The sequence below is a fragment of the Sphingomonas radiodurans genome (assembly GCF_020866845.1).
GTDB classification, from domain to species: Bacteria; Pseudomonadota; Alphaproteobacteria; order Sphingomonadales; family Sphingomonadaceae; genus Sphingomonas; species Sphingomonas radiodurans.
Genome location: NZ_CP086594.1, coordinates 858,582 through 871,617, shown reverse-complemented (window position 1 = coordinate 871,617; position 13,036 = coordinate 858,582). Strand labels below are relative to the sequence as shown.

Sequence of the window (13,036 nt, the reverse complement as noted above, 5' to 3'; positions counted from 1 at the left end):
GGTTGCGAGAGAAAACCTAACTGACAATCTTGTCAATAGGTCGCGGGTTCAACTGGACGCGGCGTGCGGCTGAACAGCCTCTTCCATGCGCTGGACGGACTGTCGGACTGGAGCACGCCGCGACGGAACAGCCGCGCGCCCACGATGATGAAGATCGCGACCCACAGCAGCTGCCACGCGAGCGCCGCGATGTGGGGCCAAAGCTCGGGCGAATTCGCCGCATGGCCCGCCATCGCGAACGGCGAGGAGAGCGGGAACAGCTCTGCGATGGTCGCCACCCAGCTGTCAGGGTTCGATGCGGCGCCGGAGGCGAGCGCGAACATGCCGACCTGCAGGATGGTGATCGGTAGCGACAGCATCTGAATCTCGCGCATCGTCGAAGCCTGCGCGCCGACGCCGAGGAATACCGAGCCGAGCAGCAGATACGCGGTGGTGAAGTATGCCGCGAATAGGAGCGCGAAGGGGCCGAAGCCAATCGCAGGTGTCAGCTCCGACAGGTTCGTTCCTACCGGAATCAGCGCGCCGATCTGGCTGGCGATGGTGCCCCAAAAGGCGACGAAGAGCACGGCGACGCCGAACATGCCGAGCAACTTGCCGAGGAACACGCTTTCCAAAGGAACGGCCGCGGCGAGCACCTCGATCACCTTGTTGTTGCGCTCCTCCGCCATCGTTCCGACCACCTGGCCGGACAGGAACAGCGTGAGAAAGAAGATGCCGAACACCGCCAGAAAGGCCGAGGCGTTGCGCCCGCCGAGCGACGGCGCGCTGCGGGTGGTACGGGTGAGCGTCGCGGTACTGAGCGGGGCCGGACCGGTGCGATCGATACGCAGCGCCTGTTCCGCAAGCGTCGCGAGATAGCGCGCGGGGCGGCTGCTCTTGCCGTAGAGGATCTGCGGCGCCTCAAGCGGCCCGCTCATCACTGCCTCGACATCGACCTCGCGCGAATCGAGCGCGGCGCGCGCCTGCACTGCGACGTTGCCGGCCGGGGCGCGAATTTCGAGCTCGGGAGGACGGGCTTCTGCCCCGAACAGCCCGCGTAGTGCCTTATCAGCAGTGACCAGCGCCGATGCTTCGCGTGCGGCGGCGATGACCACCAGCCGTTCCTTCTCGGCCGATCCGGCCGTGACGCTCGCCGCGCCCAGCCCGCCGACGGCACCGAACGATACCATGATGACGGGCGCAAAGAGGAATAGAAGAAATATCGGGGTGAAGACGGTCGCGATGAAATCGCGCCGCGCGATCGTCATCGTCTGGCGCAGGCGGCGGCGGATGTTGCCGCTAGGTTTGGCGCTCATGCGGCCTTCTCCGCTGAGGCCTGGCCGACGATGCGCACGAATGCCTCGTGGAGCCCCGGTCGTTCGATCGAAAGGCCGGAAATGCCGTATCCGGCGTCGATCAGCCGCTTGAGCAATTCCTCGATCCCGTCGCGCGGCAGTTCGAACCGCCAACCGTCGCCTTCGGACTGCGCGTCCGCAGGCAACTGCGCGCGCAGATCCGCGTCGGGGAAGTGCGGCACGTAATGGACCTGCTGCGGGAGTGTGCCACGCGCTTCGTCCACCGTACCCTCGAAGCGGCGCTTGCCGCCTGCGATGATCGCCAGCCGGTCACACAGCCGCTGCGCGTGCGCCATGACGTGGGTGGAGAACAAGATCGTTGCGCCGCGATCACGCTCGGCGAGGATCAGCGCTTCGAGCCGTTCCTGATTGACCGGATCTAGGCCAGAGAACGGCTCGTCGAGCACCAGCAGATCAGGCTGATGGACGACCGAGCCGAGCAGCTGCACGAGCTGGGCCATACCCTTGGAGAGCTTGCGGATCTTCTGGTCCGTCGCATGGCCGATGCCGGCAGCTTCGAGCAGCTCGCCCGCCCGCGCGCGGCCCTCGCGCCACGGCAGGCCCCGGAGCGCGCCCATGAAGGCGATTGCCTCACGTGCCTTCATCGCCGGATAGAGCCCGCGTTCTTCGGGAAGATAGCCGACGCGATCGCTCGCCTCACGCGGGTGGCTCGCGCCGAACAACGTGCGGCTGCCGCTGTCGGGCTCGATGATGCCGAGCAGCATCCGCAGCGTCGTCGTCTTGCCCGCGCCGTTAGGACCGAGCACGCCATATACGGAGCCTCTCGGCACGACGAGGTCGACGCCGTCGACGACGCGCCGGTCGCCGAAGCGCTTCACCAGGCCGGTGGCGGTGATGGCGGGTTCGGACAGCGACATTATCCTTGTTGCATCGGTTCGCCCGGACGGAGAACGCAGAACGTGCCTTCGCACGCTCGCTCGTGGTAGCGGGCCGCGATGGCGCAAGACAACCTCGAAGCGAAGCTGAAGGCGCAAGCGACGGCGCTCGGCTTCGCAGCATGCGGGGTCGCGCGCGCCGATGCCGCACCGCGCGCGGGCGAGCGGCTGCGCAAGTGGCTTGCCGAAGGATGCCACGGCGACATGATCTGGATGGAGGCACGCGCGCATCATCGCGAAGCACCGGCTGCGCTATGGCCCGAGGTGCGTAGCGTGATCTCGCTCGGCATGAGTTACGCCCCGGCCGAGGATCCACTGCGGCTGGCAGGGGAGGGGGCGATCGGGCGCATTTCGACCTATGCGCAAGGCGCCGATTATCACGACGTGGTGAAGAAGGCGCTGAAGGCGCTCGCCCGCTGGCTGGTGAGCGAAGCGCCGTGCGACTTGAAAGTGTTCGTCGATACCGCGCCGGTGATGGAAAAGCCGCTGGCCGAAGCGGCCGGGCTGGGCTGGCAGGGCAAGCACACCAACCTCGTCAGTCGCATCGATGGCAGCTGGCTGTTCCTTGGCGCGATTTACACCACGCTCGATCTGATACCTGACGCCTCGGGGCGGGATAGCTGCGGATCGTGCGACGCCTGCCAGCGCGCTTGCCCGACGGATGCCTTTCCGGCGCCGTACCGGCTCGATGCGCGGCGCTGTATCTCGTATCTGACGATCGAACATGCCGGGCCGATCCCGCAAGAATTCCGCGCCGCGATCGGCAACCGCATTTATGGCTGCGACGATTGCCTGGCGGTATGCCCGTGGAACAAATTTGCCGCCACCGCGCGGGCGAACCAGGCTTTTGCCGCGCGCGCGGAGCTGGCCGCGCCGCGGCTCGCCGATCTACTCGCGCTGGACGATGCGGACTTTCGGCAAGTGTTCGCCGGATCCCCGATCAAGCGTATCGGGCGCGACCGGATGGTGCGCAATTGCCTGATCGCCGCCGGCAACAGCGATGATGTCGCGTTGCTGCCGGTGGTCGAACGGCTGGCGAACGATCCCGACCCGGTCGTTGCGGAAGCCGCGAGCTGGGCTATTTCCCGCCTTCGCGGCGGGTGAGCGCCGCGACGCAGCTGGCGCGATCGATCGCGCTGCCATCGGCCTGCCGGGCATCGACATAGGTAACGCGCGGTTCGGCCGAGCCCTTGAGATAAAGGTACGTGTCGAGCACGCAGATGCGGCTCTGGAACTGGAGCTTTCGGGCGGTGCCTTCGCGGACGTCGGCGTTGGGAGTGCCGAACAGCCGGGTCAGCGCCGCGGCATCCTGGCCGATCACGCGCTCTAGCCCGGCGCCGGTGAACGGGATCGGCACGCGATCGCCGCGCTCGGCGGTGCCGCTGGGTACGGTCGCGCACGCGGACACGAGGAGCAGTACGGCGGGGGCAAGGATCTTCATCGACGGCTCCGGTGGAACAGATGCGTGGCCATCGCCGCGCCGAGCACGGGGGCAAGGATATTAGCGAACGGCACGAGGAAAAGCGCGGTGACGGCCAAGCCCAACAGGAAGCGGCGCGCGCCGGTCGCGCGGCGCCATGCGGGCAACGCCTCAGCGGGCATTTGTCGCGCCGCGACCATGTCGCCGAGGTCGCGCCCGAGCAGCCAAACGTTGACGGCGAGGAACAAGGCGGCGGTTCCGATCCCTGTCGCCAGCAGCACGATATAGGCCGGCAGCAGCAGTACGTTGATCGCAACCGAGCGCGCGGCGGAGGCGAGACCCATGCGCAGCGATCGGGCAAACGGCACCTCGCGCGCGCTCGCCAGAGCCGCAGGGTAATGCCGCGCTTCGACTGCGGCGACGATGGCGTCCGCGAAAAGCCCGACCACGGCGATTGCGATAGCGCGGAAAAGCAGCCACATCGCGAGCAGCGTGACGATCACCGCTGCCGCAGAGGTGAGCGCGCCGTGCCATTTTCCGGCCCAGGCAGCGAGAAGCGCATCGGTGCCCCACCACACGCCGGCGCCAAGTACCGCGAACAGCGCAAGTGTCAGCGCCAGGCTTTTGCCGAGTACCGCCAGCACGGGCCGGTCACCGAGCTGGCCGAGGCTGAGGTCGAGGGCACCGAACATGGCGCGCGAGATGCGCGTGCGCGCGTGATTGCGCAAGCGTCGTGGGGGGGGTACGGCGCGCGCTAACCCCGGCCCGACTGGCTGCGGATCGGAGCATCTCGTTTGACCCAGCCCACCTATGATGTCGTCGCGATCGGCAATGCGATCGTCGACATCCTCTCGCCCGCCACCGATGCCTTCGTCGCGGAGAATGGCATGACCAAGGGAGCGATGGCGCTCGTCTTCTCGCCTGAGGAAGCCGATGCGCTCTATGCCAAGATGGGGCCGGGGCAGGAAGTTTCGGGGGGATCCGCGGCGAACACAATCGCCGGCATGGCGGCGCTCGGGGGCAAATGCGCGTTCATCGGCCAGGTGGCGGACGATCAGCTCGGTGGCGTCTTCGCGCACGACATTCGCGCCGCCGGCATCCGCTTCGATGTCGAGGCGCGCGCTGGCAATCCGACGACCGGGCGTTGCCTGATTTTCGTGACGCCCGACGGGCAGCGCACGATGAACACGTTCCTCGGCGCCTCGCACTATCTGCCGGCGGCGGCGCTTGATCGGGCGCTGATTGCCGACGCGCAGTATCTCTTGCTCGAGGGCTATTTGTGGGATCCCGAGGAGCCGCGCGCGGCAATGCGAGCTGCGATCGACGTGGCGCGTTCGGCTGGCCGCAAGGTCGCCTTCACGCTTTCCGCTGAGTTCGTGATCGACCGGCACCGCGACGCCTTCCACCAGTTGATCGATGCCGGGCTGATCGATGTGCTGTTCGCCAACGAGGCGGAGATCATGTCGCTGACGCAGACGGCCGATACCGAGGCGGCAGTGGCGGCTGTTGTCGGCAAGGTGCCGCTGATCGTCGTGACGCTGAGCGAGGAGGGCGCCTGCGCGATCGCCGGCGACCAGCGCGTGCGCGTGCCCGCCGCGCACGTCGACAAGGTGGTGGACACGACCGGTGCGGGCGATCTGTTCGCCGCGGGCTTCCTACACGGCCAGGCGCGGGGCTGGGATTTGGAGCGCTCGCTAACGCTGGGTGCGGTGTGCGCGGCTGAAGTGATCAGCCATTTCGGCGCCCGGCCGATCGCGGATTTGAAGGCACTTGCGGCGGAGGTTTAAGTCCGACGAGCCCGACATGATGAGCGGGCGACGTGACTGACCTTCCGATCCATGCCGTCCTTCCGAAGCTGCTCGCGATGTTGCGCGCGCGCTGCAACGCCGTGCTCGTTGCGCCGCCGGGCGCCGGCAAGACTACTGCGGTTGCTCCCGCGCTGCTCGACGAGCCATGGTGCAGCGGCGAGATACTGCTCCTCTCGCCGCGCCGGTTAGCCGCGCGCGCGGCGGCGGAGCGGATGGCGTCGAGCGCTGGTGAGCCCGTCGGGCGGACGTTCGGCTATGCGACGCGGCTGGATACTAAGCGCTCGGCCGTGACGCGCGTGACGGTGATCACCGAGGGCATCTTCACCGCGCGCATCCAACGCGATCCCGAGCTCGCCGGTGTGTCCGCAGTCTTGTTCGACGAAGTCCACGAACGCAGCCTCGACGGTGACTTTGGGCTGGCGCTCGCGCTCGACGCGCAGGCTGGGCTGCGACCCGACCTGCGACTGGTGGCAATGTCCGCGACGCTCGACGGCGCGCGCTTCGCAGCACTGATGGATGGCGCACCGGTGCTTGAGAGCGAGGGGCGAAGTTGGCCGCTCGCGGTCCATCATATCGGCCGGCAGCAGGATCGGATCGAGGATGCGGTCGCTGCTGCGGTGCGGCTTGCCCTTGGCGAGGCGGAAGGTGGCGTGCTCGCCTTCCTGCCGGGCGTGGCCGAGATCGAGCGCACTGCCGAACGGCTTGAGAACATCCCGGGTGTTGCGTTGCACCGCCTACATGGGAGCCTCGATCCCGCCGCGCAGCGCGTCGCGATCCGGGCTGAGCCGGACGGGCGGCGCAAGCTCGTGCTGGCGACCTCGATCGCAGAAACAAGCCTGACGCTCGACGGCATCCGGATCGTGGTCGATTCGGGGCTGGCGCGGCGCGCGCGTTACGATCGCGCGGCGGGGATGACACGGCTGGTAACCGAACGCGCCAGCCAGGCATCGGCGACCCAGCGCGCGGGGCGCGCCGCGCGGCAAGGGCCGGGGATTGCCTATCGCCTGTGGGAGGAAGCGGCGACTGCCGGGCTGCCGCGCTTCGACCCGCCCGAGATCCTTGAGGCGGATCTGTCGGCATTGGTGCTGGCAAGCGCGATCTGGGGCGTCGCTGACCCGCGCGATCTGGTGTGGATCGATCCGCCGCCCGAGGCCGCGGTGTCCGAGGCGCGCGCGCGGCTGACGGCGCTCGATGCGATCGACGGCGACGGCCGCCCGACGCCGCACGGACGCGCGATCGCGGCGCTGCCAATGCCGCCGCGGCTGGCGCACATGCTTGTCCGTGCTGGCGAGATCGGGCTGGGCGCGGTGGCAGCGGAAGTGGCGGTGCTGCTGGGCGAGCGGGGGCTGGGCGGTACCGACGTTGATCTGGAACAACGCGCCCGACGCTGGCGGGGCGATCGGTCGCCGAAAGCGAAGGCGGCGCGCAAGTTGGCGGAGCAGTGGGCGAGGCAAGTCCCCCTCCCGCAAGCGGGAGGTGTCAGGGGAGGGGCTGTCTGCAAGGACGACACTTCGTTGACAAGCCCTCCCCCGGCCCCTCCCGCAAGCGGGAGGGGAGTTGAAGTCGCAATTGCGCTCGCCTTCCCTGATCGTATCGCTCGCCGCCGAGACGCTTCCGGCGAGCGCTGGGCGTCGGTCGGCGGACGTGGGTTCAAGCTCGATCCCGCCGCATCGCTGGCGCGAGAGGAGTGGCTTGCCGTCGCCGAGACGCAGGGCATGGCCGCGGGCGCGCGGATCCTGTCCGCTGCCGCGATCGACGAGGCAACGGTCGAGGCGCTGTTCGGCGACCGGATCGAGGCGCGGCGCACCGCCGACTTCGATCCCGCAACCGGCGGCGTGCGCCCGGTGCGCGAGCGCCGGCTCGGCGCCATTCGCCTATCGAGCGGCCCGGATAGCGACGCCGATCCGGCGGTGATCGCGGCGGCGCTGTTGGCGGGCGTCCGCGTTCACGGACTCGCCATGCTGCCTTGGAGGGAGGGCGCTAGCGCCTATCGCCAGCGAGCCGCTTATGCCGGGGTGGCGCTAGACGATGCGACTTTGCTGGCCCGGCTCGACGAATGGCTTCCGCCTCTCCTCGTCGGTAAACGCCGCCTTGACACGATTCAGCCCGGCGCGCTCGGTGAGGCGCTGCGCGGATTATTGTCGTGGGACGAGCAGCAGCGGATTGACCGAAGCGCGCCGGCGCAGTTCACGAGCCCCGCCGGCAGCAGCCATGCGATCGATTACGCAGCGGACGGCGGCCCGCGCGTGGAGCTGCGGGTGCAGGCGCTATATGGCCTCGCCGAGCATCCCACGATTGGTGCCGAACGCGTGCCGCTCGTGCTGTCGCTCACCTCACCGGCGGGGCGCCCGATCCAGACGACGCGCGATCTGCCGGGGTTTTGGGCGGGAAGCTGGGCAGCGGTGGCGAAGGAGATGCGCGGGCGCTATCCGCGCCACCCGTGGCCGGACGATCCGGCCTCCGCTGCCGCAACGCTCCGGACGAAAAATGCCGATGCAAGAGCGCGCGGGTTCCGGTAGAGCCCCGGTTATGTCGACTGTCCGCATCTTTCAGCGCCCGAAGAACGCCACGCAATCAGGCAAGTATCGCACTGATCGCTGGCAGCTCGAATTCACCTCCAACGATGCCAAGCGCGCCGATCCGCTGACGGGCTGGGCTGGTGGCGCCGAGACGCGCGAACAGGTTCGGCTCGGCTTCCCGACGCTGGAGGCGGCGACTGCCTACGCCGAGCGCGAGGGCTTGTCGTACACCGTGATCACCGCCCCGGAGAAGCAGCTTAAGCTGCAAAGCTACGCGGACAATTTTCGGTAGTTAGTCGCCCTCGGGCTCGGGCACCGGGGGGTGAAGGCGGACGCGATCGACGCGGCGTTCGTCGGCGGCGACCACTTCGATCCGCCAGCCGCTGGGATGATCGACGCAGTCGCCCACCGCGGGAACGCGACCCGCAAGCACCGCGGTAAGCCCGCCGATCGTGTCCACGTCGCTTTCCGCCTCGGCGAGCCGCGAATCGACCGTTTCGCCGACCTCCTCGAGTTCCACCCGCGCATCGGCCTCCCAAGCGCCGCCGTCGAGCGGCACGAGCAATAAGGCCGGCGCCTCGTCATGCTCGTCCTCAATCTGACCGACGATCTCCTCGATCAGATCCTCGATCGTGACGAGCCCCTCGGTGCCGGAGTATTCGTCGAGCACCACCGCCAGATGGACGCGCGTTTGCCGCATGTCGGCGAGCAGATCGAGTGCGCCGCGGCTCATCGGCACGAACAGCGGCTGGCGAATCAGGGCTGCGATGGTCGTCGGGCGCGGCGCGTCCGTTGCGAGGATCGCGAACACGTCCTTGATGTGAACCATGCCGATGATCGTATCGAGCTTTTCACGGAACACCGGGAGACGGCTGACACCCGCATCGGCGAAGACCTGGACGGTCTCGGCAAAGCTCGTCTGTTCCTCCACCGCGATGATGTCCGCGCGCGGCACGCCAACGTCGCCAGCATCGCGCTCCCCGAAATGGAGGAGGTTGCGGACCATCTGCCGCTCTAGCTGGGTGAGATCGCCCTTCGCCTCGGGCGCTGGATCATCCTCATGCCGATCAATCGCATCCTCCAGCTGGTCGCGCAGCCGCTCCTCCTGGGCATCGCCAAAGATGAGGTTGCGCAGGCCGCGCCAGATGCCGGATTCATGCGGGTCGCCGTTGCCGGCGCTACTTCGGTCGTCGGACACTTAGTCCTCTCGTATGGCGTAAGGATCAGCAATGCCGAGCGTCGCGAGCGCATCGCGCTCGATCCCCTCCATTGCATCCCCGTCTTCGTCGGTCATGTGATCATAGCCTAGCAGATGCAGCGTGCCGTGCACGATCAAATGCGACAAATGGTCTTCGAGCGAAATCCCGCGTTCCTGCGCTTCCTGCGTGCAGACGCCGTGCGCGATCACGATGTCACCCAGCAGCACTTCGCCATCGTCCGAATTCTGGCTGACGGTGTCGATCAGGTCGGGCTGGACCATCGGGAATGACAGGACATTGGTCGGCTTGTCCTTGCCGCGATACTGGCGGTTGAGCGCATGGACCTCGTCATCCGAGGTCAGGCGCACGCTTACCTCGACCGATGCCGGCGTGGCGAGGATCGTACCATAGGGGGTGCCGCCGATCGCCGCGCGCACCGCGGTGACGGCAAGTGAGTCCCAGGCGGCATCGGGCCAGGGGTGCTCATGCGAAACCTCGAGATGGATCAAGCCTCTCGCCCCTCATACGCCTCGACGATCCGGCCGACGATCGGATGCCGCACGACATCCGCCACGGTAAAGCGGACGAGCGAAATGCCTTCCACGCCTTCCAGCCGCATCGTTGCGTCGGCCAGGCCGCTCGCCGCAACACCGCCGGGCAAATCGGTCTGCTTGGGATCACCACAGATCACCATGCGGCTGTTCTGTCCGAAGCGCGTGAGGAACATCTTCATCTGGCCCGGCGTCGTGTTTTGCGCCTCGTCAAGGATCACAAAGGCGTCACCGAGCGTACGGCCGCGCATGAACGCGATCGGCGCGATCTCGATCTCGCCACTGGCGATACGGCGCTCTACCTGCTCGGCGGGCAAGCAATCGTAAAGCGCGTCGTACAACGGGCGGAGATAGGGATCGACCTTTTCCTTCATGTCGCCGGGGAGAAAGCCGAGCCGCTCGCCCGCCTCCACCGCCGGTCGCGACAGGATCAGCCGCTGGACGCTGCCGGTGATGAGCTGCGCCACTGCCTGCGCGACGGCGAGATAGGTCTTGCCGGTGCCTGCCGGCCCGAGCGCGAAAATCATATCGTGGCTGATCAACTCGCGCATATAATGTGCCTGCGCTGGCGTGCGCGGCACGATCGTTTTCTTGCGCGTCCGAATCATGATCGACGGCGCGCCACCGCCTTCGGCCGAGATGATCCCGTCGAGCGTCGGCTCTGCCGCCATCGCGATCGATGCATCGACGAGGCCGCCGTCGATCTCTTCGCCGCGTTGGATCCGCTGGTACAGATCGTTGAGCACGTCGCGCGCGAGCGCCACCTGTTCGGCGGTGCCCTCCAGCCCGACACGGTTGCCGCGCGCGGTGATGTAAACGCCGAGGCGGTTTTCCAGCGCGACCAGGTTTCGGTCGTACTGGCCGAACAACATGCTCAGTGACTGGGGCCGATCGAAGGTAAGTTCGGTACGGCTGCGATCGCCCGCTTGGGCTGGTACGGGCTTGCGACTCATCTTGCTCCCGGGCGCAACATTCGGCGCCGATCATGACTGGACAGATGATGTCGCGTAAGGCCGGTTCGTTCCATTAAAAAAGAAAGCCCCGGATCGCTTTGACGATCCGGGGCCTGAGAGATGCTAATTATGCGATCGCGACGTGCCACATGTCGAGAATAGCGAAGTGGGATCCCGACGCATAGGGTGCAGCTACCAACGGCTCGCTCTCCCCGGCGCCTACAAAGGCGCCTGCCGAAACCGAACCCATCGCCAGTCGCGCGTCCGCGATCTGATCGGCTGCGCTGTCGCCGAGCGGGGACGACGTGCCCCCGGTGTACGGCGCGTAGAGCGATGCGACGCCGCTTTCCTCAAGCGTCGGTGCAGCGTCGTATACACGCCCCGCGGCAAAGGAATCAGTCACAAGCGGCAGCGTCGCCGTGTTGGCCCCGTTGTAACGGTAGTAGAACAGCCCGTCTTCCTCACCGCTGAAGCGTAGGCCCGCCGACATGTCGATGCCCTGCAACAACACGCGCGATCCAGTCGCCTGGTCAATGACCAGCGTACCATTGGCGGCAACGTCGATTACCCCATCCGTGTCGGACAACGCCGTGTCGGTCACGACAAAATCGTCGACCCCGAAATCGGTGACGCGATCAATCCCAGTCCCCCCATTGGCAACCTTGAACACGAATGTGTCCGCGCCGCCGTTGCCAGTGAAGCGATCATCGCCAGCGCCGCCTTCGAAGACGTTCTCGCTGGCATTTCCGATCAGGCGATCGCCAAACTTCGAGCCGATGAGATTCTCGATGTTGGAGATACGGTCGCCGACCGCGCCGAGTGAGCCGATGCCGTGAGTCAGCGCTATTTGGACGCCCGAGGTCGCCGTTTCATAACTGACTGTATCGCTGCCGGCCCCGCCGTCGATGCGATTTGCCACACCATTGGCGATGATCAAATCATCGCCGCCTCCACCGATCGCATCCTCGATCACTGCGCCATAAGCAATTGAGATATTGTCCGTGAACAGGCCGCTGGTCAGGCCGAGCTCATCGCGCAGATTGACGTAGAAATCGTACGTCGCCTGACCGCGCGGGGCGAAGCCGAGCGCCGCACGGTTCGCGTTGACTTCCTCCAGTGACAGAAATTCGATGACGCCGCCGCCCGAGGAGAAGGCGCCTTCGTTGACATCGATGATCGACGTAGAATCCCACCCGAGAAGTCGAGCGTGTCCTTGCCGCCTGCATCCCAGATCGTGACGATCGGGCGCGTGTTCAGGCTAAAGTCGTACGCATCGTCCCTGGCGGTCGAGTTGAAGCCGTATACGGTGTTGCCGGTGCGCGTGGTAGTATCGACACCGTAGATCGCCTGGATGGCAGCGATATCGTGCCCCAGCGGAGTCGCCGCGGAGGCGAAGTTGGTCAGCGTCCAATCGATGTGCTGAGCGCCGGTTTCATAGGCGTCGAAATAGCTCATGATCGAATATCGGCGCGAATCCTGTGCAAATGCAGCATCACTGGCGTATGTGATCGATCAGGCACCACGTCGCCGTCATTATCGTCGAGCGCGTCATAGTCGCCCGGGTGGCTGAGACCGAGCGCGTGACCGATCTCGTGGATCACGCCCTGACAGCGTAGTAGCTATTGGTGAGTGGATTGAAGTTCGAACCAACGAACCCGTTGATCCACACGTCGCCACCAAGGCGACCCACTTCGGAGAAGTCGTAAAGATCTTGATACGTCTGATATAGCCCGCTGCCGAACGGCAGGTAGGCATAGGTCTGCGCGCCGCCAGTGGCGGTATTACCAAACGTAATGTCTGCATCACCCGACTTGGTCTCGCGCAACGACATGCCGACTACCTCATCCCACGAGTTTATCAAGTTGCGTGCGATGGTGCGCTGGCCAGCGTTGAACGCCGAAAAGTTTGCCCTAACTGCTTCGCTGAAGTAATCGCTACCCGTCGCATTAACGTAATAGCTATTCGTAATTTCGGAAATATTTCGCCAAAATCCAAAATTTAGGACGCCGTCGTTCAATTCACCATAGTTGTCGGTATACCAGTCCTGTTCCGTGCGGTTTAGATTTTCCAAAATGGTCGTAACGTCCCAGATCGGTTTGCCATTCAGCGTTCCGCCCACGTTCGGATCAACCGATGCGTATTCAATATACCGGCCATCGTTTCAGAGCGTGTTGTTCGGATGCGTGCCGGTGCCGCTCGTGCACGCGGCACACTGGCAGAGCGCAGTTGTTGGGGCGTCAACGTTAGAGATCAATTTCTCCCTGATTTACCTGTCGTATTCCGCGCGGATCAACATTCAGGATGGCGTCTCACCCGAGACTGACGGTTCGGGTAATCGACTGCTGGATCTAAAAGC

General features: G+C 65.9%; 15 protein-coding genes. 4 read left to right on the top strand and 11 right to left on the bottom strand.

The window, feature by feature from the left end; all coding sequences use genetic code 11:
* Nucleotides 1-32: 32 nt before the first annotated feature.
* The gene (locus LLW23_RS04285; protein WP_228947543.1) at nucleotides 33-1,295 is read right to left on the bottom strand and encodes an ABC transporter permease; all 1,263 of its coding nucleotides are present in this window, start codon (nucleotides 1,293-1,295) and stop codon (nucleotides 33-35) included.
* On the bottom strand, nucleotides 1,292-2,212 hold the full coding sequence (locus LLW23_RS04280; RefSeq protein ID WP_228947542.1) for an ABC transporter ATP-binding protein: 921 nt from the start codon (nucleotides 2,210-2,212) through the stop codon (nucleotides 1,292-1,294). Before LLW23_RS04280 ends, LLW23_RS04285 begins: the two co-directional genes overlap by 4 nt.
* A 78-nt stretch (nucleotides 2,213-2,290) precedes the next feature.
* Here LLW23_RS04280 and queG point away from each other — a divergent pair, with 78 nt between their 5' ends.
* Entirely contained in the window at nucleotides 2,291-3,334 is a 1,044-nt protein-coding gene (queG, locus tag LLW23_RS04275; RefSeq protein ID WP_228947541.1) for a tRNA epoxyqueuosine(34) reductase QueG, read from the top strand.
* Here queG and LLW23_RS04270 read toward each other — a convergent pair.
* Nucleotides 3,309-3,671 (bottom strand): hypothetical protein, encoded by a 363-nt coding sequence (locus tag LLW23_RS04270; protein WP_228947540.1) that lies wholly within the window; start codon nucleotides 3,669-3,671, stop codon nucleotides 3,309-3,311. The genes queG and LLW23_RS04270 overlap by 26 nt on opposite strands.
* Nucleotides 3,668-4,342 carry an EI24 domain-containing protein gene (locus LLW23_RS04265; RefSeq protein WP_228947539.1) on the bottom strand — a complete coding sequence of 225 codons (675 nt, stop codon included), beginning with the start codon at nucleotides 4,340-4,342 and terminating at the stop codon, nucleotides 3,668-3,670. Before LLW23_RS04265 ends, LLW23_RS04270 begins: the two co-directional genes overlap by 4 nt.
* Nucleotides 4,343-4,444: 102 nt before the next feature.
* Between LLW23_RS04265 and LLW23_RS04260 the strand changes: the two genes are divergently transcribed.
* The 3 genes from LLW23_RS04260 to LLW23_RS04250 are packed head-to-tail and all read left to right on the top strand — an operon-like array spanning nucleotide 4,445 to nucleotide 8,269.
* Nucleotides 4,445-5,437, top strand: a complete 993-nt coding sequence (locus LLW23_RS04260; protein ID WP_228947538.1) for an adenosine kinase — start codon at nucleotides 4,445-4,447, stop codon at nucleotides 5,435-5,437.
* Nucleotides 5,438-5,469: 32 nt separating this feature from the next.
* Nucleotides 5,470-7,977 (top strand): ATP-dependent helicase HrpB, encoded by a 2,508-nt coding sequence (gene hrpB, locus LLW23_RS04255; protein WP_228947537.1) that lies wholly within the window; start codon nucleotides 5,470-5,472, stop codon nucleotides 7,975-7,977.
* Between the two features lie 10 nt (nucleotides 7,978-7,987).
* Nucleotides 7,988-8,269: an ETC complex I subunit gene (locus LLW23_RS04250; RefSeq protein WP_228947536.1), complete on the top strand. Its 282-nt coding sequence runs from the start codon at nucleotides 7,988-7,990 to the stop codon at nucleotides 8,267-8,269.
* Here the strand turns inward: LLW23_RS04250 and LLW23_RS04245 are convergent, their stop codons facing one another.
* The 7 genes from LLW23_RS04245 to LLW23_RS04215 form a co-directional block, all read right to left on the bottom strand.
* Entirely contained in the window at nucleotides 8,270-9,175 is a 906-nt protein-coding gene (locus LLW23_RS04245; RefSeq protein ID WP_228947535.1) for a hemolysin family protein, read from the bottom strand.
* Nucleotides 9,176-9,685 (bottom strand): rRNA maturation RNase YbeY, encoded by a 510-nt coding sequence (gene ybeY, locus LLW23_RS04240; protein ID WP_228947534.1) that lies wholly within the window; start codon nucleotides 9,683-9,685, stop codon nucleotides 9,176-9,178. It lies immediately after the preceding gene.
* Nucleotides 9,682-10,680 (bottom strand): PhoH family protein, encoded by a 999-nt coding sequence (locus tag LLW23_RS04235; protein WP_228947533.1) that lies wholly within the window; start codon nucleotides 10,678-10,680, stop codon nucleotides 9,682-9,684. The genes ybeY and LLW23_RS04235 overlap by 4 nt, the downstream gene beginning before the upstream one ends.
* A gap of 127 nt (nucleotides 10,681-10,807) precedes the next feature.
* Nucleotides 10,808-11,668, bottom strand: a complete 861-nt coding sequence (locus LLW23_RS17505; RefSeq protein ID WP_333473800.1) for a calcium-binding protein — start codon at nucleotides 11,666-11,668, stop codon at nucleotides 10,808-10,810.
* Between the two features lie 29 nt (nucleotides 11,669-11,697).
* Nucleotides 11,698-12,135, bottom strand: a complete 438-nt coding sequence (locus LLW23_RS04225; RefSeq protein WP_228947532.1) for a M10 family metallopeptidase C-terminal domain-containing protein — start codon at nucleotides 12,133-12,135, stop codon at nucleotides 11,698-11,700.
* Nucleotides 12,132-12,281 (bottom strand): hypothetical protein, encoded by a 150-nt coding sequence (locus LLW23_RS04220; RefSeq protein WP_228947531.1) that lies wholly within the window; start codon nucleotides 12,279-12,281, stop codon nucleotides 12,132-12,134. Before LLW23_RS04220 ends, LLW23_RS04225 begins: the two co-directional genes overlap by 4 nt.
* Nucleotides 12,278-12,799: a hypothetical protein gene (locus LLW23_RS04215; protein WP_228947530.1), complete on the bottom strand. Its 522-nt coding sequence runs from the start codon at nucleotides 12,797-12,799 to the stop codon at nucleotides 12,278-12,280. The genes LLW23_RS04220 and LLW23_RS04215 overlap by 4 nt, the downstream gene beginning before the upstream one ends.
* Between the last annotated feature and the right edge of the window lie 237 nt (nucleotides 12,800-13,036).